Genomic DNA, 21,959 nt, shown 5'->3' on the forward strand with positions numbered 1-21,959 from the left:
ACCGAAGCGGTTGCGCGTGTATCCGAACCCGAAGTGAAGGGGCAAGAAATTCGGAACGCATCTCTGGAAACCCGCATGAAATGGTGTGCAGATGATGCGTATTTATTCCGAAGTTTTTTTCGTAACGTGTTGATCTAAAATACAAATAGCGTGTTGCGGGACTGGATTGTGATTCCAGTCGTCGTGGGTTCGAGTCCCATCGGTCACCCCAAAATTCCTTGTTTTCCCCGGTAGTAACCACTTCGGTTGTCAACGAAATCCCAGATTTGTCAATTTACTCACTTCGTCGGTGACGCCTTTTTCACGCGTCTGCGATCGTAGTGGCGCATTGTCGTGCCCGGATCCGCGTGAGCCGCGAAGTCGAATACGTCTGCCTCTCGGCGCTCAAGTTTTTCCGTGATCGCGACAGGACGCCCGTCGTTCAGCGTGAAATACGCCGGATGGCCAGTGATCAGATACGCGGCTCGTCGCTCAGGATCGTTCCACTCGGCGCGCACCGCCTCATCGAACGAAGCAATCCAGGCGAACTGAGCGTCCTGCCAAACGCTGCCCCAACCGCTGCGCGTGTACGGTTGTCCCTTCCGGTTTCCGAAAAGCGCCATTCCCGGGATGCGACGCCCTTGTTGGGCGCGTTTCACCACCAGCCTTAGCCGCGGCGACCAGGCGCGCAACTTCATTATTTTTTCCTCGCCTCGTTTGCGTTTGGCGCTCTCGACGAGCACACCGTCATCGCGAATCCCCGAGCGATGAAACGGTCTTACCTCGGCCGCGCGAAAGCCGGTGAGGTAGGCGAACATAGCGGCACACCCCATCGTCTTGAACGGCAGGTCTTGCCGGACTGCCCACAAATAGAAGCGCGTCACCTGGCTACCCGTTACGTCCCGCCGGACGACGTCGGTCTCGTTCAGCATCAGTCCTACGAATGGATTGACGTCGATGATCCCCCACCGAACCGCGTAATTGCAGATCGTCTGCATCGCAGCCATGTCTTTGTTCGCACTTGCCGGTGCGCCGGCGGCGGCACGAGCGTCGAGGTATTGATACCCGTGCACCATCTTGAGCGACGCAGGCGACATGCGTCCGAAGAACTTCGTGAGGTTGGCGTACCGTGACTTTCGGACGGCGATACCGTCCTTGCTCTGGTCGCGATAGTGCTTTCCGTCATAGTCCTTTTGGAAACGGTCGATCATGTCGCCCACGGATCCAGAAACGATCTGCCCCGCCTGAATGTCCAGGGCTCGGCGTTTTGCGCTCGACTCAGCCGCGTTGATCGCCGAACGATCGCCCACAGGGGCGGTTGCCAGCGTTTCGCCGCGTCCATCCGGGAAGAGGTAGATAAACGATACCTTGTTGACGCCGGTGCGCTTATATAGGCGCGGCACGCTGGTGCGCTCTCTACGCGTGGGCGAAGGCTTTGAGGTTCGGCGTTTCGTCATGCTTTTTCTTTTCCGTTTCTTGGGCGATGCCCATCTTCTTGTCGCGGTAGGCGCGAGCTACCTTCGGCTGTCCGTGGCTGTCGACCACGTAGCGCCATCGGTTGGCGTCCAGCCACTTCATCATTGCCGAGCGCTGGTTCGGTTTGCAGCCGATCAGCTCGGCGAGTTCGTGCATGGAGAGGTAGTCGTTCATATTGCGATTCCCCAATTTCGCGCTGTCACTCGTAGAATTTCGTTCGTACTATCATGGTTGCTCGGCCACTCTCGGACGCCGCGCCCCCTATGCCTTCCCTCAACTTCGTGTATCGCGGTTGCACCGTCGACATCCAGACCGGCGAGCGCGCAACCCTGTGGGACGTCACCATCGAGGTGACGCCGTTTGACGGCGTCGAGCTTATCGAGCCTTTTGGTGCCAGGAAGCTCAAGCTGGCGAAGGTCGAGGAACTCGATGTCATCCAGGCGGCGCTGATCGAGGAGGTTCAGTTGGCGATCGATCACCGGCTGGTGGCCTGCTGAGATCAAACGTGGCGGAACGGCAGCCATCTGAACGGCCGTGCTAGAGTCGCCGCAAAAGGGGAGGCTAGGATGGAACGCCAGCGCTGCCGATACCGGGGATTCAACATGGAGTTTCGGGTCAAGCCCGAGGCTCAGCATTGGGTCGCTGACGTTGTCGTTTTCGATGCGCCGGTGATGTGCCCTCGGTGTTGGCAGGCATTCACCTTTCCCATTGAGCATTCGTTGGCGGACGTCTTCGCACGGCTTGAGCGCGAGATGCGCCAAGTGATAGATCAATTGCAACCCATTCTCTGACGACGTCGGTGCTTCGGCCGTAGCCGAGTGGGTGGTCATGCTGCGGCCAGTTGCAGGGATGCAACATGTTCCGTGACACATATTGAACATTCTAGTTACGAGCAATTTAGGTTTCCTTGACACCCACAGAAATCGCAGAAAATCGCCTTGCAAATGACATTTTTGCGCCACATGATGGGTGTTCAATCAGCAACTCAAGGAGACCAAGATGCCTGATCACGAACTTCCGGAGGCAGAACGATTCCGGTTTTCTGTGGCCGATGGAAACGGCAAAACGAGTTCGTTCAATGCATATGCGCAGGACAGCGCCGTCCTCATTTATCGACACGATCCACGCGCTGCCGATAGTCATCCGGTGACGATTGGAGTGCCCAGAGGATATGCCGAAGGGCAGTCGATAGAGCTCTGTTGCCGCCGAGCTATTCAGCGTGCGCTTGACGTTGGCTTGTTTGAAAACTGGCCCGCTGTCGAGGTGCCCATTGAACGTAGTACGCTGGCATGGGACGGAGCATTGTTGCGTCTTTAGCATCACCCCCCCCTTTGCGCCGTCGAGGCGCTTGAACTCGATTATTCGCATAGCCCGTAAGCCGACGAGCACGCGAGCGGTTCATCGAAATCATCCAACAGGTCGTACTGCCGTCCGCCGCGCGTGGTCTTGCTCCACTCGACGACGGCGTGAATCGTGGTGTCCTGTCCGGAATGGCCCTGTGTCCCCATGTGGAAGAACGACACCGGCGAGCGGTGGCGGCATACATCCGATACCAATTTTTCCCACGCTGCGATCCGCTCAATGTGCTCGGGGAAGCGCCGCGCGATCTCGCGCAGCTCGCCCTTGCTGCAATTGATGCATGGCATACAGCCGACTCGCGTCATTCCCTGCGTGTACAGCGGATTGGGCTTAACTCCGGCCAGTTCGTGCGCTTGAAACACGTCGCGCACGGTCCAGCGCAGAATCGGACGGTAGTTGAACAGGCCTCCGCCCACTACCTCGAACGATTTCACGCATGCACCTGTGCCCTGTAGCCGCTCGCGGCGGCTCAGGCTCTCATCGATGCGCACGCCTTGCCAAGACCAAACGGCACGGCCAGCGTCGATGATGTTCAGCGCATACGAGGTAAGTGGCTGGGTCTTGAGGTATTCGGTGCAGTACTGTCGCTTCCGCGAGGGGAATCCGCCCTTAAGCATGCACATGTCGAGGTACGGGTTGCCGGTGGGGTGGAGCAGTTCAAGCGCACGTGCGGCGGCTTCCGGCGTCCACGCATATTGAAACTTGCGTTTCCCATACACGGCAGATTCCGGCTCGCCGGCCGCCAGCCGTGCAAGGTTTGCCCGCTTGGTTGCGAACTCATCTGAGAAATCGGCGGCGACGATTTCGACAGCGATGTCGAGCGCCTCGGGCAGGTAGCCCAAGGCGTATTCGTAAGTCGCCTCGTGCTCGTTGCCGGTATCGGCGAAAACGAATCGGCAGTTCTCGCTGACCTGCCCCCTTCAATAGGGCCAATGGGCTTCTAGCAAAGTCCCTTTAAACCAACTCCTGGAAAGCGGCAGGAGCATCCGCGGTTGCCCGATGTTTCGCCGCAAACTCTGACGGCGCAAGGTAGTTCAGTGCGCTATGCGGCCTTTGCTCGTTGTAGTCCTGACGCCATGCCGCGATGACAACTCGAGCGTGCGCGAGCGTCGTGAACCAGTGCTCGTTAAGGCATTCGTCGCGGAACTTGCCGTTGAACGATTCGATGTACGCATTTTGCGTTGGCTTGCCCGCCTGAATCAACTTCAGCGTGACGCCGTTCGCATATGCCCACTGGTCAAGCGCGCGGCTCGTGAATTCGGGTCCCTGGTCTGTTCGCACCGCCTTGGGATAGCCACGGAAGCGAGCTGCACGGTCCAATGCCCGAGCGACATAAAAGCCTGAGATGCCATGGTCGACGACGATGTCGACAGCCTCTTTCGTGAAGTCGTCGACGACGGTCAGGCACTTCACGCGCCGGCCGTTGGAAAGCGCATCCATCACGAAATCGATTGACCACACCTCGTTGGGTGCGCCCGGCAATGCCAGTTGCTCGCGCTCAATCATGACGCCGTGGCGCTTGCGACGGCGCCGCACAGCCAACCCTGCCTCACGGTACAGGCGATAGATGCGCTTGTGATTGGCGTGCGTGCCTTCGCGTTCCACTAGGGCGTGCAGCCGGCGGTAGCCGAATCGACGACGTTCGTGCGCCAACTCCACCAGACGCGCCGCTAGCACTTCATTCTCGGGGTCCGGCTTCGCGTCGTAATGCAGCACGCTGCGAGAAAGCCCGACAAGCCGGCAGGCGCGGCGCTCGGAGATGTTGACCTTCTCCCGAATCGCCGACACCGCTTCGCGTTTGGCTTGCGGGCTCAGGGCTTTCCCTTGACGACGACCTTCAACGCTTCCATATCGAGCATTGCTTCGGCCAGCAGTTTCTTCAGCCGGGCATTCTCCACCTCGAGGTCCTTGAGCCGGCGGGCTTCCGAGACTTCCATGCCGCCGAACTTTGCGCGCCACGTGTAGAACGACGCGTCACTGAACCCGTGCTTCCTGCACAGTTCCTTGACCGGCATGCCAGCTTCAGCTTCCTTCAGAAATCCGATGATTTGCTGTTCCGTAAAGCGCTTCTTCATGTTCGTCTTCTTCTCCGAAAACGAACTTTACTAGACTCCGGCTGGCCCTGTTTGTAGGGGGCAGGTCACTGTGAGTCGGCAGCGCGGCTTTGCAGCTTGGCGGAAATCGCAGCGGGCGGATGTCTTGCCTCCCGAAAGACTCAGCGTGCCGCATGAATGCGCTCGAGTCTGCCTTCCGCCTTTTCCTTTTGCCGCGCGCAGCTTCGCGCGCTCGTCGATCTACGCGGTGTGCCGCGCGTCTTGGCTTTGGCCCAGTCATTTCGTCAATTCTTGGGCCTGTGGTCCGCAATCTCGAACGAATAACATCGCGTTACGTCATGAGTCAGGTGCTAGAGCGAAATAGCCAACCGCGACCGTGACGCAAGAGACGTTATTTCATGGCCATATGGCAGAGGATCAGAATGACACGCTTGAACTGGAGTGAGATCGCACCGGACGGCGCAAAGGCGCTCTTCGGTATCCATCACTATGTGACCAAAAGCACTAACCTGCCCGAGGAACTGATTCATCTTGTGTTCCTCCGTGTTTCGCAGATCAACGGATGTGCCCATTGCATCGACATGCACAGCCGGGATTTGCGAAAGACCATGTCTATCGACAAGGTCACGCTGGTGCCGGTGTGGGACGAAGTCCCGCACCTATTCTCCGATCAGGAGCGCGCGGCCTTGGCTTGGGCCGAAGAGGTGACTCGCGTCAGCGAAACGCATGCTTCGGATGACGCCTACGCGAACGTCTCGGCAGCGTTCTCGCCGAAGGATCTTGTCGATCTCACGATAACGATTGCCGCGATGAACGCTTTCAACCGTCTCGGCGCCCCATTCCGGCTACCTGTCGCCGCCAAATTGTGAATTCACGGAAGCAACGGACGGCGACGCGTTAGACAGAATCCGCGCTGTGTCCGAAAACGATGAGTCACGGTTCATTGCTGCGGAGTTTGCCTTAAATGCATCAAGCCGTTGCAACCCGACGCGCAAGCGCGGGGGAGATACCGGATGACCTCCCGCCGAATGAACATAACGTCGAGAAGGGCAGATTTCTGGCAAATTTGAAGCCCTGACGGGCGGGAGGTTTGCATGAAGACATCCAGGCACACGGAAGCGCGGATCGCGTTCGCGCCGTACGATATCGCAGGGGGCCGCGGAATGCGTCGAAGGAGACTCTCCGGGTTGTCGCGGTACTGGGCATCTGCCGTGTTCACGGATGACGCCGCGCGTAGTCGCATCGCCAAATATTGAGACGCCATGCTCCATGAATATCCTGACTGATAGAATCGCGGAACATTTTCCGACCAGTAGCGCGACATTCATCGATGGCCCAAATCACCACCGGCATTCGTGCGATTCTCTCTTCGCCAGCAGTTTACGATTTCGTGCAGAATTCACTGGGTGCCAAGCGAGGTCGGCGTGACTTTGTCACCGAGTTCGTACGGCCCATGCCGGGCCAGCGGATTCTCGACATAGGGTGTGGGACCGCCGAGATCCTGCCGTTTCTTCCCGAGGTCGATTACCAGGGGTTCGACATCAGTCCCGAGTACATCGCGGCCGCGCAGCAGCGTCACGCGGGCCGAGGGCGATTTCACTGTCGTCTCTTCACTAAAGACGATGCGAACGGGATCCAGCCCGCGGACATTGTGCTTGCTGTGGGCCTGCTTCACCACCTGAACGACGACGACGCATCGGAATTCATTGCGCTCGCACGCGACGCGCTTCGCCCCGGCGGTCGACTCGTTACGCTCGATCCTTGCTATGACACCGAACAATCCGCTATCGCGCGATATCTCGTGAGCAAGGATCGAGGCCAGAACGTTCGGGACGCACTGGCCTATCGGGCCTTGTTCTCATCGCATTTCCCGGCGGCAGAATGTCAGGTTCGTCATCGAACCTGGATTCCCTACACCCACTGCGCCATGGTGGCGACCAAGCCGGTGGCGCAGCCTCATGGCGAACCCGTCACCAGATGACCTCGGATGGGAATTCGGTATCGTCGCGCTCAACGCAATCCGCTTACATCCGAGGGCGGTCGGTTCGGGGCTTGGGGGCGGCGGGCAGATCCGCCATCATGGCGCGAATGCTTTCCCTTATCACCTTGTTTCGGGTTTCATCCATCTCGCTCGCCGATGCACCCTTCGGCGCGATCGCAGCGGTGTTGATGCGCACCAGGGGCACGAGTCCGCCAGTCCGGCCCGCTGCATTGATCTTTGGGGAAACCCCCGTCGTCGCCGTGCACACGACGTCCCCGCGCGCCGTAACCGGCGTGCAGTGGTAAATCAGGACGATCTCGTACTGGCTCGCTGGAAAGCGCTTCACGTATTCCGGGGTGATGAGGTCGCCGATCAGTGTCGGCAAATCCACCGCCTTGCCATCGCCAAAGTATGAGAGTGTGAATTCACCGGCGGCGTTGGCGCCGAAGGATGTGCACAGCAATGCCAGCAACAGCGCGAGTTTCGCCTTCATGCAAGATTCCCCGTTGATGTCAGACTTGTTGAATTGTTGTCTCTCGCGACAGCCGCGACGCAGGCTGCACGCGCGCAAGCCTGCGCATCTTACCGCGAGACGCAATGTCGCCGGGCATGCGGGAACCACGAACGCCGTGGCGTCACCTTCGCCATCCTTGCCGCTTTTTGGCACCAGCGCCTATGCATCGCGCCGCTCGTCGGATTGCAGAGCCGGGGAGGGCATGATCGCCGATATGCACTGTTCGTATCAACCGACGCGACCGAACCGTTGCCGAAGCTGCCGGCCGCCCGTGGAAAACGGTTCCGCCCGCGTCGAGGGAGGCCCAGGGCCGGCAAATTCACAAACCTTGATCTACGTCTAATTGTGCATACGTCGGTAGGCGCCACACCGGATTTGCCCGTCCATAATGGACTCGTCATGTTCACATGACCCTGTCTTCCCGGGGTTGCCATGGTGCCCCATGCATCCCGGCTTTTAGACCCGCCTCCCTCAGGCGGGTCTTTTTTCATGGGCGCGCCGCATGGGCCGCGCTGTCGGTGTCACGCCGCCATGTCACCCATCGCATTCGAACGTGCTAGCATTTTTCGGTAAGCCGGACGTTATCGAATACCAGAGCACCGCGGAGACGGCTATGGATCCCTTTTTGCACGGCGGCATCGGACTGGTCCCCGGGGGCGAGTTCGTGCGCTTCAATGTCAACGTCGACGGGAAGGTCTGGACCTGCCACATCGCCCGTGCCTCGCTCAATCGTCTGGCCAACGCCGCCGATGCCACCGATGCCACGGACGCGCAGGCTGACGACGAGGCACTCTTCGAGCGATTCGAAACGTTCGAGGAGGAAATCGTGCAGCGTGCCGCACACACCATCCTGCACGGCGCCGGCGTCGAGCCGGTCGTCGTCGACGTTGCCTGAGTGCATCTCGTCCCGCATGTCCGCCACCCCGGCATCATTTCCGCATTCCGTCCACATCGCTACCGGAGTCCGTCATGAGCTACGAATCGCATGAGCAGGTCTATGACTATCGCGCGGGCTATCAGATTCGCGTGCACGCGTTCCAGAACGAATACGCCGGGCCTTGGGACTATCGGGTGCAGGTGATACGTCACGGCAAGCCGGAAGGTCCGGAAGTGCGCTCGCCGGACGGGCATCGCGACAACCGCCAGGACGCCGAAATGGCCGGGCGCAAGGCGGGCGAGCGCATTGTGGACGAGCTGCTCGGCGACGGCGACGCCTGATCGCCGCCACGGTCAGCCGTCGCCCGTCAGCTGCCATTCGCCATCCGCCGATAAGCGCACCCGACCGTCTTCCCGCAGCTTGTCGAGATGGGCGCGCAGCGAGCGACGCGCAACTCCATGACGTCCCACGGGCACGTCGCGATACACCACCGGCGTGAGCGCGTCGAGCGTCGCCGCACCGAGCTGCCCAAGCGCGTCGACCGTGCGAGCCTCGCGCGCAAGCCGATGGTCGACGAGCCGTGCGATGCGCTGCGCCGGACGATCCATCACGAAGCCATGCCCCGGCGCCAGCCATGCCGGCGCCCGTGCCGCGAGCTTGGCGAGCGAGGCGAGGTAGGTCGCCATGTGACCGTCCGGCGGATTGATGACGACGGTCGAGCCTTGCATGACGTGATCGCCCGTGAAGACGAGGCCAGCCTCGTCAAGCGCGTAACAGAGATGATTGGCGGCATGACCGGGCGTATGTATCGCCTGCAGGATCCGGCCATCGGGCAATGTGACGGCAGCCCCGTCCGCGAGCGCCACGTCCGGATCGAATGACGTGTCCTGCCCCTCGTGATGCAGGGCGCGCATGCCGTAGGTCAGTGCACCGGTCGTCTGCTTCAGCGCTCGCGCGGCGGGCGAGTGATCGCGATGCGTATGCGTGACGAAAATCTGCCGGATCGGGCCGGGTGCCGCCGCCAGGATCGCCTCGATGTGCATGGGATCGTCAGGGCCCGGATCGATCACCGCCCACGCATTCTCCGGCCCACCGCCCACCAGATACGTGTTCGTTCCGGGGCCGGTCATCATGCCGGGGTTGGCCGCCGTCACCCGCAGCACGCCCGGCATCAGTGAGGTCACGCGGCCCGGCACGATTTCGTAACTGCCGGTGGCGGTGTCCTGCGGATCGGTGAGCACCAACTCGGCCCATGCCGGGTCGTCGGGCGCGATGGGCCAGCGCCCGCGCTTGCCCAACGCCAGGCGGGGCTGGATGCGTGGCACGTCATCCAACGCCGCGGCGGCCGACATCGCGTCGTCGACCGTCTTCGTGCGCGTCAGCCATTCGAGCAGTTTGCGCGTGGGCGGCAGCAATCGAAGTTGATCCGCATACGTGAGCGCGTAGGCCGGACGCATCCAACGGTGTGCCACGGTCTCGAGCGCATCGACCTCGACGCTTTGGCCCTCGGGAACCGATGCCAGGAAAAAACGCGTGTCGAAACGCTTGGGCAGGTTCAGCGGCGTGACCCAATGGCTCAGATAATGCAATCGCTGCACCGCGAGTTGCACGTCGAACGCGCGGCAAAGCGAGGCGATGTCGATCTTGCCGTCGTGCAGGGCGTCGCGTTGTGCCCGCATGGCCGCCAACCGTGCACCGTCGATTGGCGCGCCCGAGAGGTCGTCTGCAAACAGCACGCCGGTCTCCTCGAAGCACTCGCGAATCGCGCCGATGAAGTAATCGAGACCGCCCTGCGGCACTTGCAGTCGCCGGCTTGCCGTGGCGTCGTCGAGCCGGGGGCAGGTGAGGTGGGCGCGCCGGTCGCCGGCATCGACGACCCCGCCGGGAAAGACGTACGCGTCCGAACTGTGGTCGTTGGCGCGAACGGCGCGTCGCAGTAGCAGCACCTCCATGCCGCTCGCGCGTTCGCGCAGCACCACGAGGCTGGCCGCCAGGCGAAGGCTGGTCGGGGCCGAAGAAGCTTCGGGACGATCGGACATGGGGCGAGCCGCGGCGCGGCGTGCGAAGTCGGAAAGTCCCTAGTGTGCCACCGGATGCGCGCCACCGCAGGCAGCACTCTCCCGGAATGTGGCCGACAAGCGGCGCTCAAGCCGCGTCGTTGGCCGCATGCGTCGAGACGGTCGGTGCGTTGCGTACGCCGTAGTACGTCGCCGATGGGTTGCGTGCCGCCACGTCCAGGAGCCACTGCATCGTCATTTCCGGTTGCGTCACGGGCAGCATGTGTCCGCCATCCACCAGCGAGAGCCGCACACGGGGTTGGATCGACGGCATCGACTCCCCATGCACTCGGGCGTCGAGAATGCGGTCCTGACGCCCGTAGAGAATGTCGACCGGAACCGCCAGCGCGCCATAGCGCGCGGCCAGGCCGGGCATGTCGCGCTCGGCTGCAAGCAGGTCACCGCTGCTCGCTTCGAAGTTGCCCGGCCGGAAACCGAGCACGCCGCCACCCCGAATGAGAAAGTCGCCGGGCGGGGCTTCCGGCGCGAAGACGTGCGCGAGTGTCGCGCGTCCCGTCAGCATGCCCACGGGAACGGCCAGGGTGTGGGCAACGCAGCGGCGCCACCAGGCGCTACGAATCGCGAGCGCCCGGAACGGCCCCGGCACGTCGTGTACCGGCTGCGTGAGCGGCGCGATCAGCGCGAGCGCGCCCACGCGTTCCGGATGGTCGAGCGCTAACGCGAGCGAAATTGCACCGCCCAGCGAGTGGCCCACGACCAGCGGCCGGTCGAGCGAGAGTCTGTCGATCAGTTGGGCCACGACGCCGGCCTGCGTCGCGATCGCGGCGTCGTCCGCTTGCGAACGGGTCGAGTATCCGGAGCCCGGGCGGTCCACGAGGATCACCCGATGGGTGCGCGCGAGGGTGTCGAGCGGCAGATAGGCGAAGTTGCGCAATTGGCCGCACAGGCCGTGAATGAACACGACGGCCGGGCCATGGCCGAAATCCACGTAATGCAGCCGCTCGCCGGTGATCTCCAGGAACTTGCCGTCCGGCGGAATCGCCGCTTGCGCGCGACGCGCCACGCGGCGTGTCAGGCGCATGAGCACCAGCACGACGACGGTAGTCACGAGGACGAGGCAGGCAAGAAGGTAAGCGATAAGCATGATGTGGTGGCAGCCGTAAAAGAGGGGGAGAGCGCTCGTCAATCCGCATCGTCGGCGTGCGACGCCGGGCTCGCTGGGGCGGTGCGCGGCGAGGCGCGGCGGGGCGCGCTATCGCGACACCGCCCCGGCTTTGCGGCACGCCGTCGGTGCATCGGACACGTTTGATGCGTCCGGCACATTCGACACGTCCGGCCCCGAAGCCTCCGATGCGTCCCGTTCGACCGCTCGCGTGGCGCGACGTTCGAACTGCATCGCGCCGTCCTCAAGGCGCCCCCACCGCATGAGTCTCAGGTCGCGCAGATAGCTCTGATAGAACACCCAGGGCCTGCGTCCGCCTTGCTTCGGCAGTACGCCGGCGGCGCGCTGGATGTAGCCCGAGGTGAGGCCGATGGCGGGCAGTGCCGCATGCTCGCCGTCGCGCAGACGCGGCACGCACGTATCCGCGCCCAACGCGTTCATGTGATTGATGAGACGGCACACGTACTGCGCGATGAGTTCGGCCTTGAGCGTCCACGAGGCGTTGGTGTAGCCGAAGATCGACGCGAGATTTGGCACGTCGCTGTACATCATGCCCTTGTAGGCGACCGATTCGGACAGCACCACGGGTTTGCCGTCGACGAGCAGGCGCGCACCGCCCATCAGTTGCACGCGCAACCCCGTGGCCGTGACGACAATGTCGGCATCGAGCGTCTTGCCGCTCCTGAGCATGAGCCCGCGCGGCGTGAACGACGCGATCTCGTCGGTCACGATGGCGGCGCGTTCGCCGCGCAGCGCCTTGAAGATGTCACCGTTCGGCGCGAGGCAAAGCCGTTGGTCCCACGGGTTGTAGCGTGGCGTGAGATCGCGGGCCACGTCGGCGTGGCCCCGAGCCTGCTGCGCCGCGCGCCGAATCAGCACCCGGCGGATGGCGTTCGGCCAGCGTCGCGCGGCGTTGTAGAAGGCCAGCGTGACCAGCACGTTCTTCATGCGGACGATACGGTGTGCGACCCCGGCGGGCAGCCAGGCGCGAAGGCGGTCGGCCACCCCGTCACGCTGGGGCATCGACAGGATGTAGCTGGGCGAGCGCTGCAGCATGGTGACGTGCGCCGCCGTGGCGGCCAGGCTGGGCAGCAGGGTGACGGCCGTCGCGCCGCTGCCGATGATCACGACGCGCTTGTCGCGATAGTCGAGCTCGGCAGGCCAGTGCTGCGGATGCACCACCCGCCCCGCGAACGTCTCCATGCCCGGCCACGTGGGCGTATGTCCGGCGTCGTATGCGTAGTACCCGCTGCACATGAAAAGGAAGCGACAGGTGAGCGTTTGCGATTCCCTGCGGCCGTCGGCGTGCGTGCACTCGATGTCCAGCGTCCAGCGCGCGATGCCCGAATCCCAGCGGGCTTCGCGCACGTTGTGGCCATAGCGAATCAGCCCGTCGAGTCCTTCGGCGTGCGCGGTGTCCTTGAGGTAGTCGAGAATCTTGCCGCCGTCGGCAATGGCCTGATCGCTCGCCCACGGCCTGAAGCTGAAGCCCAGCGTGAACATGTCGGAATCCGAGCGCACGCCCGGGTAGCGAAAGAGATCCCAGGTGCCGCCCAGCGACGCGCGGGCTTCGAGCATGGCGAAACGGGTGTCGGGGCAGCGCTCGCGCAGGTAGTGCGCGGCGGCAATGCCCGACAATCCCGCGCCGACGATGATGACGTCGAGTGCTGTCGGCGCGGCGTCGGGAGTCTCGGAGGAGGTGCGGTCTGCCGTCATGAAAGGGGTCTCCGGCCGTCGGGGGGGCCTATTCTGCCGCCGTGGGGCGCGTTGTCGCGTCCTTACCGGCGACGGGTTGCTTGTGCAGGATGCGCGAGGTGCGCGACATGGCGGTGCGGCGGTATAGCCACACGACGACGGCCTGATAGCTGGCGCCGAGCAGGCGCGCGAGCTTGTCGACGCGGCGAGCGTCGGCGCCCACGAGTACGCGCCGGGCGTTGCGTCGCACCCCCGCGAGGATCTGGTTCGCCGCCGCATCGGCGCTCGTCACGTCGATGAGCCGGTTCGCACGCCGGCGGTGCGTTTGCGCGTCGAGGCCGGTGAGGGCGGCGATGCTGTCGTCGATGCGGGACGTTTGCACGATGTTGGTGGCAACCCCCCCAGGATGCACGCATGTGCAGGACACGGGGGCATGCATGAGGTCGAGCTCCATGCGCAGCGCTTCGGTAAATCCGCGTACCGCGAATTTGCTCGCGTTATAGGCCGACTGCGTGGGCATCGCGATGATACCGAACAGACTCGACGTGTTCACGAGATGGCCTTCGCCGGATGCCGTGAGATAGGGGAGAAACGCTTGCGTGCCGTGCACCACGCCCCAGAAGTTGATGTTCATCAACCACTCGATGTCCTCGAGCCTGGCCGTGGCCACCGGAACGGACAATGAGACCCCGGCGTTGTTGAAGAGCAGATGGATTTTGCCGTGTGCGGCCGCACTCTGCGCGGCCCAGGCAAAGACTGCGTCGCGCTCGGCCACATCCAGTCGTTGCGATGTCACGCGAACGCCGAAGTCCCGGCAAGCGGCGACGGTGGCTGCGAGACCGGCTTCGTCAATGTCGGACAGCGCGAGATGCGCGCCTTGCCGCGCCAGCGCCAGCGCCAGCGAGCGCCCCATGCCGGAGCCGGCGCCGGTGATGGCCGCGACTTTGTTCCTGAACGTCTTCATCGTGCCGTCTCCTGTCGGGGCAATCCGGTGTGCCGCTCGTCCCCGCGCGCGATCGCGCCCGCGGAGCATCGACTGTGGATTCTATAATGTGGTGTTGCGTGTCACCACTTTAGTTTTCGGTCAGGGTGATGTCAAATAGCGAAATGGAACAAGGACTCGAATCGAGAGACGGCGTGCCGCGTCCGGTCAAGGCCGGAGGGCGGCGCTATGGCGGCGTGGCGCAGGCCCAGCGGGAACGGGCGCGACGCGAGGCACTGATCGACGCCGCGACGGAAGTCTTCGGCACCGTGGGATTTCGTCGCGCGACGGTCCGCTCGGTGTGTCGGCTGGCGAAGCTCAACGACCGGTACTTCTACGCGGCGTTCGACAACATGGAGCATCTGCTGCGGGCGACGTACGCGCATCACGCGCAGGCCCTGCTCGATCGCTTGCAGGCGGCGGTGGCCGCCAGCGCGCCGACGCTCGAGGCGCGGCTCGACGCCGGTCTGCACGCCTTCTTCGCGTTCCTGCGGCAATCGCATGCGGCCAGGGTGGTGTTGCTCGAAGTGATGGGCGTGAGTGCCGAGACCGATCTGACCTATCAACGCTACATCTTCGACTTCGCCCGGTTGATTCTCGGCATGGCGGTGGCGCCGCCGCCTTCGGACGAGGCGGCGCAAGCGCAGGCGCGCATCGTCGGCCTCGCACTCGTGGGCGCCATGACCAACGCGGGCACCGCGTGGGTGCTCACGGGCTATCAGGACAGCGAGGCTTGCATGGTGGCGGCGTGCCGCCGCGTGCTGCGCGGTGCACTCGGCGCGTGCGCGTGATGCCACGCTTGTCACGCCGTGCCGACGACGTCGGGCCGGGAGTGTCGTCGTCGCGCGGTTCGCCAATGTCGGGATCTGCGCGAGCGGATGCGAACGCACGGCCGCGCATGCTCGCTACAATACGCTTTTTGCGAGCGACGCCCGCGTGCGTCGCTGCCCCGAATTTCTCACTCTTCAAAGGTCGGACATGACCACTATCGGAACCCCGTTGTCGCCGAGCGCGACGAAAGTCATGCTGCTGGGCGCCGGCGAACTTGGCCGTGAAGTATTGATTGCGCTGCAGCGGCTGGGCGTCGAGACGATTGCCGTCGATCGCTACGAAAACGCGCCGGGTCAGCAGGTCGCTCACCATTCTCGCACCATTGCGATGACCGATCCGGAGCAGCTCAAGGCATTGATCGAGGCCGAAAAGCCCGATCTCGTCGTACCCGAGATCGAGGCGATCGCCACACCGATGCTCGAAGCGCTCGAGGCCGATGGCGTGGTGCGCGTGATCCCGACGGCGCGCGCCGCGCGCCTGACGATGGATCGCGAAGGCATCCGCCGCCTGGCCGCCGAAACGCTCGGCCTGCCGACGAGTCCTTACCAATTCTGCGATTCGCTCGAACAGTTGCAGGCGGCCATCGATGGCGGCATCGGCTATCCGTGCGTCGTCAAGCCGGTGATGAGCAGCTCCGGTAAGGGGCAGAGCAAGATTGACGGCCCCGCCGATGTCAAGGCGGCCTGGGATTACGCGATGGCCGGCGGCCGTGTCAGCCACGGCCGCATCATCGTGGAGGGCTTCATCGATTTCGACTACGAAATCACACTGCTGACGGTGCGGGCGCGGGGCTCGGATGCGCAGGTCGAAACGCACTTCTGCGCACCGATCGGCCACAAGCAGGTGAGCGGCGATTATGTCGAGAGCTGGCAGCCGCACCCGATGTCCTCCGTGGCGCTCGAGCGTGCGCGGCACATTGCACGCGAGGTCACGAATAATCTTGGCGGGCAGGGCATCTTCGGTGTGGAACTGTTCGTGAAGGGCGACGAGGTGTGGTTCAGCGAAGTGAGCCCGCGTCCGCACGACACCGGCATGGTCACGATGATCACCCAATGGCAGAACGAGTTCGAGTTGCATGCGCGCGCGATTCTCGGGCTGCCCGTCAACACCACGCTGAAAACGCCGGGCGCGAGCGCCGTGATCTACGGCGGCGTGGACGCGAAGGGTATTGTGTTCGACGACGTCGAGCGCGCCCTGCAGGTGCCGCAGACGGATATTCGCCTCTTCGGCAAACCGGAGAGCTTCGTCAAGCGGCGCATGGGCGTGGCGCTCGCCTATGACGACAATCTCGACGTGGCGCGCAGCCATGCGGTCGAGGCGGCCAGTCGGGTCAAGCCGCGCGCGGCCTGATTTTTCTGCGCGGCAACGACCTTCGCGCACCAGGACAGAGCGGGCGTGGTGGGCATCGGCTCACCACGCCCGCTTCTTCGTTGCATCGTTGCGTTGTTTCGTCATGTCGCGGGCCCGTCGTTCCCCCGCGTGACGCGCGACGACGGTTACACGCCGCGACTCAGGGTTGCGGCAACGTGATCATCTGCCCTCGGTCGTGCGGGGCGTCCAGATCCAGCCGCGGACCGAGCGGCACGATGCCGGTCGGATTGATCGTGCGGTGGCTCTCGTAGTAATGCCCCTTGATGTGCTGGAAATTCACCGTCGCGGCGACGCCGGGTTGCTGGTAGATGTCGCGCGTGTAGGCGTTCAGGTTCGGATAGTCGACGATGCGCCGCACGTTGCACTTGAAGTGACCGACGTAGACGGCATCGAATCGGATGAGTGTGGTGAAGAGCCGGATGTCCGCTTCGGTCATCCGCTCGCCGGCAAGAAATCGGCGGGTTGCCAGCCGCGCGTCGAGCATGTCGAGCGTGTCGAAAAGCGGCGTGACCGCTTCCTCGTAGGCGGCCTGGGTGGTCGCGAATCCGGCCTTGTACACGCCGTTGTTGACCGTGTCGTAGATACGCGCGTTCAGCATGTCGATCTCCTCGCGCAGGGCCACCGGATAGTAGTCGCCGGGGATTGCGCCGAGGCCGTCGAAGGCGCTGTTGAACATGCGCAGGATTTCGGACGACTCGTTGCTCACGATCGTGCGTCGTTCGGTGTCCCAGAGCACCGGCACGGTCACACGGCCGGTGAACTGCCTGTCGGCGGCAAGATAGACGTCGCGCAGGAACCGGGCGTCGCCTACCGGGTCGCCGGTCACGTCCGGCCCGGGCTTGAAGGTCCAGCCGTCGTCGAGCATCAGCCAGTTGACGACCGCGACAGGCACCATGTCCTGGAGGCCTTTCAGGGCACGCATGATGAGTGTTCGGTGCGCCCAGGGGCAGGCGTAGCTCACGTAAAGCAGGTATCGGCCGCGCCGTGCAGCGAAGCCGCCGTCGCCGCTGGGGCCGGGGGCGCCGTCGGACGTCACCCAATGACGGAATGTCGCGGGGCGGCGCTCGAAGCGCCCGCCGGTAGCACGGGTGTCATACCAGTCGGTGTGCCACTCGCCGTCGATCAACAAACCCATCGCATCACCTCCTGACGGAAACATTCAGCATACCTGCAATAACGAAAAAACCCCGCATGAGCGGGGTTTTCGGTTCGGGCAGGCATTGACGCACTGCCCGAGTCGCATCGACCGATTGCGCGGTCGGCAGCGAAGAATCCGACGCTTACAGCGGCGTGATCTGGCTAGCTTGGCGACCCTTCGGACCATCCTTCACTTCGAAGCTGACCTTCTGGTTTTCCTGCAGCGACTTGAAGCCCTTTGCCTGGATTTCCGAGAAGTGGGCGAAGAGATCTTCACCACCTTCGTCCGGCGTAATAAAACCAAAACCCTTGGCGTCGTTAAACCACTTGACGGTACCAGTTGCCATTTCTTAAATCCTTAAAGTTTTCAAATGAGCGAGCGAGAAGCTCAGCGAGCGCATGACATTAAAGCTGATCAGGTACAACCGAGGTGACGCAGAGGGCGACATTAGATGAACACAAGACTCGCCATACAACGTTCATGCACCCGTTTTTTTACGGGAAAGGCTGGAAGGTGTCAAGCAGGGAAACTTTTGGATTGTTGATCCACGCCAGTTTCCAGCCAGTTTCTCTACCGCTTTCGCTGCGATGCGACATGCATGTTCCAATACCGGCCGTCCGGTCGCATCGTTGAACGCTCCTCTCATATTTGTGAGGGGTGTTTACCGCATGTCCGCAAACCACGCATAGCGCAACGCCGGGACTTCGATGCCAGGCGACACCGCAATCGGGTGTACCGCACCGGCGACACCGCCCAGCCGCTCGTAAAAGCGGCGCGCACGCACGTTTCCGGCAAGCACCCACAAATACAGCGAGGCGTGTGCATCGAGCGCAAACGCCCAGTCCCGCACTCGGTGGAAGAGGGCGCGGCCGATGCCTTGTCCCTGCCACGCGGCGGCCACGTGCAGATTGTCGAGCAGGATGCCGTCGGTGCCTGACAGTGCGCACACGAAGCCCGCCAACGGTCCGTTGTCGGTCTCGGGACAGGCTTTCCATATACGCAGCGCGGGGTCATCGGCGCGCAGCAGCCGCTCGCGCCACAACGCTGCGTGTTCCTGTTGCAGCTGCATGCGCATAGGTTCCGCGGGAAGCGCATGTGCATATGTCGCGCGCCAGCTGCTGGCGTGCAATGCGGCAATGGCGGCGACGTCCTGCATCGTCGCGCTCAGAATGCGTGTCGTCGTCATGTCGCCATGCCTTGCATTCCTGGAAGACAGGAAGTCTGTCGACCGAATTGAGAACTGGGGTGGCAAAAAAACGAGACCCGGAAGACCGCGCCGGGAACGGATTCCGGGCGCACATCTTGTGGCGTAGGCGCAACGTGTGCGCCGACATACCCGCGTGTCATGGAGGTGTCACCGCGTCATGCGGTCCTGGCGAATGGGAGGCGGGACGACATCGAAATGTCTGCCGTCCTGCACGGTCACTATAGCGCGGTTACGTCATCCCGAGGCGTACGCACGCGATGCACGCCTCAGGCGCGAGCGTGCGCGTGCCGACGACCGGCGATGGTCGGCCGTGACTTGTGCGACGTTTTGGGCGAGACAGTGTGACGCGTCTTGAGTGGCCGTTGAGCGCCATGCGTCCGATGCATCCGATGTGTCCGGTGCGCGTGCGTGCTTCGTTCGACATGTCTTGCTCGATGCGCAACGGCCGCTTTGCTCGCGGCGTGCGCTCTGGCATGCGGTCGCGATTTCGCCGGTTTGCCCGACACGTCGTGCGTTTTGCCAGAGTGGACGTTGGCGTGGTGCGCGGTGGCGGCGACGACGGGCGTGCTGAGGGCGGCGAACGTCGCAAGCGCGAGCGCGGCGCAGGCGTGGCGCAGGCGCGGAAAGAACATGGACAACGGTGTCTCCGTGGGGGGCAAAGGTGGGCGACCGGAGCCGCCCCGAGCGCGCAAGCGCCGGCGGACCCGAGCCGTCTCGCGCCGCCGCCGATCGACCGATGTCGTCATCGGCGGTGTCGTGGGCTGGACGCGAGCGGCGGCGATTGTAGGCCCGCCAAGTTCGCTTGTCGAGATGGTCGTCCGACCGGCCGCGCGGCAAATGATCTTGGGCGGGGGGCAATTTGGTGCGATGCCGCATTGGTTGCATGTTGGCTAAGTATTTTCCCTAGGTGCGAAGAAAACGGCGCCACAGCTCGATTTCGGGGCGGCAAAATTGAATCTGTCCACCCTACAAAATGATCGGCGGCTGCCGTTAACGGCCTCATGGCGGCCGTTTCGACAGGGCGCCATCAAGACCTCGATCCAGGTCCGGCGGACGAAACGATCGCTGAGGCCCGTCCTTGTTCCGGTGCGTTCGTCGCAACGCCGGGCCGACAAGGCGCAAGATGCCGGGCAAGCACGCTAGGCGGCCGCGAAGTGCCGCGTGTCTTTCGAGACCTTACGTGGCAACCAACCAGGCACCGATGCTCGACGCACTGCAATCGCTGCTGGCGACCGTCCAGCGCAATGAGCGCTCGCTAAAACGTTTTCAGGACATCGAGCTGGCGCTCATGGGGGCGCCCGATTTCAGCCAGTTCCTGGAAGTGGCGCTCAATCGCCTGCGCCACGATTTCGATCTCTCGGGCGTTCATCTGATGCTCGCGGAGGTCGACGACACGCTGCGCGACCTCATCGACACGGCCGAGGGTATCCGCGCACTCGATTCGGGGCTGTGCATTGCACAGGATGCCGGTACGTTTTCCGCTGTCTGCGGCGATGGTCAGCTCTGGATCGGCGCACCGCGCGAGCGACATGCGCCGTTGTTCGGAGCGCGCATGCCGGCAAGCGCGGTGATCATGCCGCTCGCGCGCAACGGCCGCCATCTCGGGGTGATCGCCCTGGGCAGCCGCGACGCGCGCCGCTTTACCGCCGAGATGGCGACTGATTTCATCGAGCGCTTCGGTGCCGTGGTGGCGGTGTGCCTCGAGAACATGTGGAATCGCGAGCGACTCAAGCGCATCGGCCTGACGGATCCGCTCACCGGGTTGTCGAACCGACGCTACTTCGATCAGCGTCTTCGCGAGGAGGTCGTGCGAGGCGCGCGCTATGGGGCGCCGCTGGCGTGTCTGCTGATCGACATCGACCACTTCAAGCGTGTCAATGACAGTTACGGGCATGCCACGGGCGACCGTGCCTTGCGGGCCGCAAGCGCGTGCATGCGGGCGCAATTGCGCGTGACGGATACGCTCGCGAGATATGGCGGTGAGGAGTTCGCCGCGCTGCTCGTGCAGACGGAACAGAACTGGGCGGGCACCGTGGCCGAGCGAGTGCGGCGCGCCGTCGCCCGACTCGAAGTGCCCGACGATGACGGCACGCCGGTGCCGCTGACGATTTCCATCGGTTTGGCCAGCGTGGATCCGCGCGACATCACCGACCACGACACGTTGCCCATGCGGTTGCTCGGCGCCGCCGACGCCGCACTCTATGCCGCGAAACGCTCCGGACGCGACCGCGTGGTCGTGGCGCCCGCGGCCAGTCTGCTCTGAGTGCTCTGAGGCGACATTGAACGGGTATCTCGTTGACACGGGGGGGCTTCCCGGGGGGCGCAACGATCGGGCCGACGGGCGTATGCGCAACTGACGCACACGTCTAGCGCAGACTGAACCACCCGATCAGCAACGACACCGTAACCACCGATAGCACTGTCGAGACGAGGATCGCGCGCGATGCGACCGCCGCTTCACGTCCATACAACTGCGCCAGCATGAACGGTCCGGTGCCTATCGGCAATGCGGAGAGCAGCAGCGCACTGTGCGCCCAGATCGCGGGAAGGTCGAACACGCGAAACGCGAGAAAGGCCGTCACGGCCGGTTGAAACACGAGCTTGAGTCCGACCAGGCGCCCCACCGCGCGGGCGATGCGAGGCTCGCGCGCCGTAATGGAACGCTGGGCGAGAAACATGCCGATGGCCACCAGTGCGCAGGGACTGGCGGCGCCGCCGAGCAGTGTGGTGAAGTGCAGCACCGGCGCCGGCAGCGTGAGGCCGACCGCCGCGACGGCCATGCCGACGAACGGCGAGACGACCAGCGGATTGCTTGCCAACGCACGTGCGACGAACCCTGCCGTGCGACGCCAGTTCGGCGTGGCCTGAAGATCCGTTTCGATGATTGCGATGGAGATCGCAAAGAGCACGGTGGCGGTGAGCAGCATGGCCACGACCACTGCGGGAACGCTGGCGGGACCGAAGGCCACGAGACAAAGCGGCAGTCCCATGAAACCGGCATTGGGATATGCCGCGCCCATGCCTTCGATACTCGCGTCGGTCAGGCGCCCGCGCACTGTGCGGTCGAGCAGTAGCGAGAGCGCGAACGTTGCGGCCATGCCGCCGCCGAACGCGCCCAGAAAGCCGGGATTGACCAGTTCCGCCCAGGTGATCTGCGCCATCGACTGAAACAGCACGGCAGGCAGGGCGAGATAGACGACAAACCGATTGAGCGCGTCGAGTGCCGCGTCGCCGAGCCATGCGCGACGCGCGCAGAGATAACCGACAAGGATCAGGCCGAACACGGGCAATGCGGCGGAGATGACGGCTTGCATG

Annotated in this window: 21 protein-coding genes and 1 pseudogene; 9 read left to right on the forward strand and 13 right to left on the reverse strand. The window is 63.5% G+C overall.

The features are described 5' to 3' along the window. Window positions 1-278 precede the first annotated feature (278 nt). Both PMO31116_RS20610 and PMO31116_RS20615 read right to left on the reverse strand, forming a co-directional pair. Window positions 279-1,190, reverse strand: coding sequence for a site-specific integrase (locus tag PMO31116_RS20610; protein ID WP_150568328.1), 912 nt, complete (start codon window positions 1,188-1,190; stop codon window positions 279-281). A 205-nt stretch (window positions 1,191-1,395) separates the two neighbouring features. Next, entirely contained in the window at window positions 1,396-1,629 is a 234-nt protein-coding gene (locus tag PMO31116_RS20615; protein WP_145863490.1) for a DUF4224 domain-containing protein, read from the reverse strand. 89 nt (window positions 1,630-1,718) lie between these two features. On the opposite strand from PMO31116_RS20615, the gene PMO31116_RS20620 reads away from it, so the two are divergent. Next, on the forward strand, window positions 1,719-1,952 hold the full coding sequence (locus PMO31116_RS20620; RefSeq protein WP_150568329.1) for a hypothetical protein: 234 nt from the start codon (window positions 1,719-1,721) through the stop codon (window positions 1,950-1,952). A 502-nt stretch (window positions 1,953-2,454) separates the two neighbouring features. Further along, window positions 2,455-2,772 (forward strand): hypothetical protein, encoded by a 318-nt coding sequence (locus PMO31116_RS20625; RefSeq protein ID WP_150568330.1) that lies wholly within the window; start codon window positions 2,455-2,457, stop codon window positions 2,770-2,772. A gap of 41 nt (window positions 2,773-2,813) precedes the next feature. On the opposite strand, the pseudogene PMO31116_RS20630 reads toward PMO31116_RS20625, so the two are convergent. Together PMO31116_RS20630 and PMO31116_RS20635 are read right to left on the reverse strand one after the other, a co-directional pair. After that, window positions 2,814-3,719: pseudogene (locus PMO31116_RS20630) on the reverse strand (phosphoadenosine phosphosulfate reductase domain-containing protein); the annotation flags it as partial. 49 nt (window positions 3,720-3,768) lie between these two features. After that, window positions 3,769-4,889 (reverse strand): IS3-like element IS407 family transposase gene (locus tag PMO31116_RS20635; protein WP_150568332.1). Its coding sequence is split into 2 segments (ribosomal slippage): window positions 3,769-4,631 and window positions 4,631-4,889, totalling 1,122 coding nucleotides; the frame shifts between segments, so codons are not numbered across the junction. 401 nt (window positions 4,890-5,290) lie between these two features. Here PMO31116_RS20635 and PMO31116_RS20645 point away from each other — a divergent pair. After that, on the forward strand, window positions 5,291-5,737 hold the full coding sequence (locus PMO31116_RS20645) for a carboxymuconolactone decarboxylase family protein (RefSeq protein ID WP_150568334.1): 447 nt from the start codon (window positions 5,291-5,293) through the stop codon (window positions 5,735-5,737). Window positions 5,738-6,198: 461 nt separating this feature from the next. Further along, complete coding sequence (locus tag PMO31116_RS20650) at window positions 6,199-6,849, forward strand: SAM-dependent methyltransferase (protein WP_150568335.1); 651 nt, start codon at window positions 6,199-6,201, stop codon at window positions 6,847-6,849. 43 nt (window positions 6,850-6,892) lie between these two features. Here the strand turns inward: PMO31116_RS20650 and PMO31116_RS20655 are convergent, their stop codons facing one another. Beyond that, window positions 6,893-7,342: a hypothetical protein gene (locus PMO31116_RS20655; protein WP_150568336.1), complete on the reverse strand. Its 450-nt coding sequence runs from the start codon at window positions 7,340-7,342 to the stop codon at window positions 6,893-6,895. A 634-nt stretch (window positions 7,343-7,976) separates the two neighbouring features. On the opposite strand from PMO31116_RS20655, the gene PMO31116_RS20660 reads away from it, so the two are divergent. Then, window positions 7,977-8,258, forward strand: coding sequence for a hypothetical protein (locus PMO31116_RS20660; protein WP_150568337.1), 282 nt, complete (start codon window positions 7,977-7,979; stop codon window positions 8,256-8,258). 74 nt (window positions 8,259-8,332) lie between these two features. Then, window positions 8,333-8,581 (forward strand): hypothetical protein, encoded by a 249-nt coding sequence (locus tag PMO31116_RS20665; RefSeq protein ID WP_150568338.1) that lies wholly within the window; start codon window positions 8,333-8,335, stop codon window positions 8,579-8,581. 12 nt (window positions 8,582-8,593) lie between these two features. Here the strand turns inward: PMO31116_RS20665 and PMO31116_RS20670 are convergent, their stop codons facing one another. The 4 genes from PMO31116_RS20670 to PMO31116_RS20685 all read right to left on the reverse strand — a co-directional run bounded on the left by PMO31116_RS20670 (window position 8,594) and on the right by PMO31116_RS20685 (window position 14,079). Next, window positions 8,594-10,279, reverse strand: a complete 1,686-nt coding sequence (locus PMO31116_RS20670; RefSeq protein ID WP_150568339.1) for an MBL fold metallo-hydrolase — start codon at window positions 10,277-10,279, stop codon at window positions 8,594-8,596. Window positions 10,280-10,385: 106 nt separating this feature from the next. Then, window positions 10,386-11,402 carry an alpha/beta fold hydrolase gene (locus tag PMO31116_RS20675; RefSeq protein WP_150568340.1) on the reverse strand — a complete coding sequence of 339 codons (1,017 nt, stop codon included), beginning with the start codon at window positions 11,400-11,402 and terminating at the stop codon, window positions 10,386-10,388. A 108-nt stretch (window positions 11,403-11,510) separates the two neighbouring features. Next, window positions 11,511-13,136 carry a flavin-containing monooxygenase gene (locus PMO31116_RS20680; RefSeq protein WP_150568341.1) on the reverse strand — a complete coding sequence of 542 codons (1,626 nt, stop codon included), beginning with the start codon at window positions 13,134-13,136 and terminating at the stop codon, window positions 11,511-11,513. A 28-nt stretch (window positions 13,137-13,164) separates the two neighbouring features. Beyond that, window positions 13,165-14,079: an SDR family NAD(P)-dependent oxidoreductase gene (locus tag PMO31116_RS20685; protein ID WP_150568342.1), complete on the reverse strand. Its 915-nt coding sequence runs from the start codon at window positions 14,077-14,079 to the stop codon at window positions 13,165-13,167. A 128-nt stretch (window positions 14,080-14,207) separates the two neighbouring features. Between PMO31116_RS20685 and PMO31116_RS20690 the strand changes: the two genes are divergently transcribed. Together PMO31116_RS20690 and purT are read left to right on the forward strand one after the other, a co-directional pair. Further along, window positions 14,208-14,888 carry a TetR/AcrR family transcriptional regulator gene (locus tag PMO31116_RS20690; protein WP_150568343.1) on the forward strand — a complete coding sequence of 227 codons (681 nt, stop codon included), beginning with the start codon at window positions 14,208-14,210 and terminating at the stop codon, window positions 14,886-14,888. 187 nt (window positions 14,889-15,075) lie between these two features. Beyond that, on the forward strand, window positions 15,076-16,278 hold the full coding sequence (gene purT, locus PMO31116_RS20695) for a formate-dependent phosphoribosylglycinamide formyltransferase (protein ID WP_150568344.1): 1,203 nt from the start codon (window positions 15,076-15,078) through the stop codon (window positions 16,276-16,278). Window positions 16,279-16,438: 160 nt separating this feature from the next. Here purT and PMO31116_RS20700 read toward each other — a convergent pair whose 3' ends face one another. From PMO31116_RS20700 to PMO31116_RS20710, 3 genes are all read right to left on the reverse strand, one after another. After that, window positions 16,439-17,434: a glutathione S-transferase family protein gene (locus tag PMO31116_RS20700; protein WP_150568345.1), complete on the reverse strand. Its 996-nt coding sequence runs from the start codon at window positions 17,432-17,434 to the stop codon at window positions 16,439-16,441. 145 nt (window positions 17,435-17,579) lie between these two features. Further along, window positions 17,580-17,783 (reverse strand): cold-shock protein, encoded by a 204-nt coding sequence (locus PMO31116_RS20705; protein ID WP_023596404.1) that lies wholly within the window; start codon window positions 17,781-17,783, stop codon window positions 17,580-17,582. Window positions 17,784-18,098: 315 nt separating this feature from the next. Beyond that, window positions 18,099-18,623, reverse strand: coding sequence for a GNAT family N-acetyltransferase (locus tag PMO31116_RS20710; RefSeq protein ID WP_150568346.1), 525 nt, complete (start codon window positions 18,621-18,623; stop codon window positions 18,099-18,101). A 1,201-nt stretch (window positions 18,624-19,824) separates the two neighbouring features. Between PMO31116_RS20710 and PMO31116_RS20715 the strand changes: the two genes are divergently transcribed. Then, window positions 19,825-20,907 (forward strand): GGDEF domain-containing protein, encoded by a 1,083-nt coding sequence (locus PMO31116_RS20715; protein WP_246185410.1) that lies wholly within the window; start codon window positions 19,825-19,827, stop codon window positions 20,905-20,907. A gap of 103 nt (window positions 20,908-21,010) precedes the next feature. Here the strand turns inward: PMO31116_RS20715 and PMO31116_RS20720 are convergent, their stop codons facing one another. After that, complete coding sequence (locus PMO31116_RS20720) at window positions 21,011-21,958, reverse strand: AEC family transporter (RefSeq protein WP_150568365.1); 948 nt, start codon at window positions 21,956-21,958, stop codon at window positions 21,011-21,013. Window position 21,959: the final 1 nt, after the last annotated feature.

This window comes from Pandoraea morbifera (genome assembly GCF_902459575.1).
GTDB classification, from domain to species: domain Bacteria; phylum Pseudomonadota; class Gammaproteobacteria; order Burkholderiales; family Burkholderiaceae; genus Pandoraea; species Pandoraea morbifera.

Excerpts from the sequence above, each read along its gene's own strand:
- PMO31116_RS20610 (WP_150568328.1), bottom strand. The coding sequence starts at position 1,190 with ATGATCGACCGTTTCCAAAAGGACTATGACGGAAAGCACTATCGCGAC.
- PMO31116_RS20615 (WP_145863490.1), bottom strand. The coding sequence starts at position 1,629 with ATGAACGACTACCTCTCCATGCACGAACTCGCCGAGCTGATCGGCTGC.
- PMO31116_RS20620 (WP_150568329.1), top strand. The coding sequence starts at position 1,719 with ATGCCTTCCCTCAACTTCGTGTATCGCGGTTGCACCGTCGACATCCAG.
- PMO31116_RS20625 (WP_150568330.1), top strand. The coding sequence starts at position 2,455 with ATGCCTGATCACGAACTTCCGGAGGCAGAACGATTCCGGTTTTCTGTG.
- PMO31116_RS20645 (WP_150568334.1), top strand. The coding sequence starts at position 5,291 with ATGACACGCTTGAACTGGAGTGAGATCGCACCGGACGGCGCAAAGGCG.
- PMO31116_RS20650 (WP_150568335.1), top strand. The coding sequence starts at position 6,199 with ATGGCCCAAATCACCACCGGCATTCGTGCGATTCTCTCTTCGCCAGCA.
- PMO31116_RS20655 (WP_150568336.1), bottom strand. The coding sequence starts at position 7,342 with ATGAAGGCGAAACTCGCGCTGTTGCTGGCATTGCTGTGCACATCCTTC.
- PMO31116_RS20660 (WP_150568337.1), top strand. The coding sequence starts at position 7,977 with ATGGATCCCTTTTTGCACGGCGGCATCGGACTGGTCCCCGGGGGCGAG.
- PMO31116_RS20665 (WP_150568338.1), top strand. The coding sequence starts at position 8,333 with ATGAGCTACGAATCGCATGAGCAGGTCTATGACTATCGCGCGGGCTAT.
- PMO31116_RS20670 (WP_150568339.1), bottom strand. The coding sequence starts at position 10,279 with ATGTCCGATCGTCCCGAAGCTTCTTCGGCCCCGACCAGCCTTCGCCTG.
- PMO31116_RS20675 (WP_150568340.1), bottom strand. The coding sequence starts at position 11,402 with ATGCTTATCGCTTACCTTCTTGCCTGCCTCGTCCTCGTGACTACCGTC.
- PMO31116_RS20680 (WP_150568341.1), bottom strand. The coding sequence starts at position 13,136 with ATGACGGCAGACCGCACCTCCTCCGAGACTCCCGACGCCGCGCCGACA.
- PMO31116_RS20685 (WP_150568342.1), bottom strand. The coding sequence starts at position 14,079 with ATGAAGACGTTCAGGAACAAAGTCGCGGCCATCACCGGCGCCGGCTCC.
- PMO31116_RS20690 (WP_150568343.1), top strand. The coding sequence starts at position 14,208 with ATGTCAAATAGCGAAATGGAACAAGGACTCGAATCGAGAGACGGCGTG.
- purT (WP_150568344.1), top strand. The coding sequence starts at position 15,076 with ATGACCACTATCGGAACCCCGTTGTCGCCGAGCGCGACGAAAGTCATG.
- PMO31116_RS20700 (WP_150568345.1), bottom strand. The coding sequence starts at position 17,434 with ATGGGTTTGTTGATCGACGGCGAGTGGCACACCGACTGGTATGACACC.
- PMO31116_RS20705 (WP_023596404.1), bottom strand. The coding sequence starts at position 17,783 with ATGGCAACTGGTACCGTCAAGTGGTTTAACGACGCCAAGGGTTTTGGT.
- PMO31116_RS20710 (WP_150568346.1), bottom strand. The coding sequence starts at position 18,623 with ATGACGACGACACGCATTCTGAGCGCGACGATGCAGGACGTCGCCGCC.
- PMO31116_RS20720 (WP_150568365.1), bottom strand. The coding sequence starts at position 21,958 with ATGCAAGCCGTCATCTCCGCCGCATTGCCCGTGTTCGGCCTGATCCTT.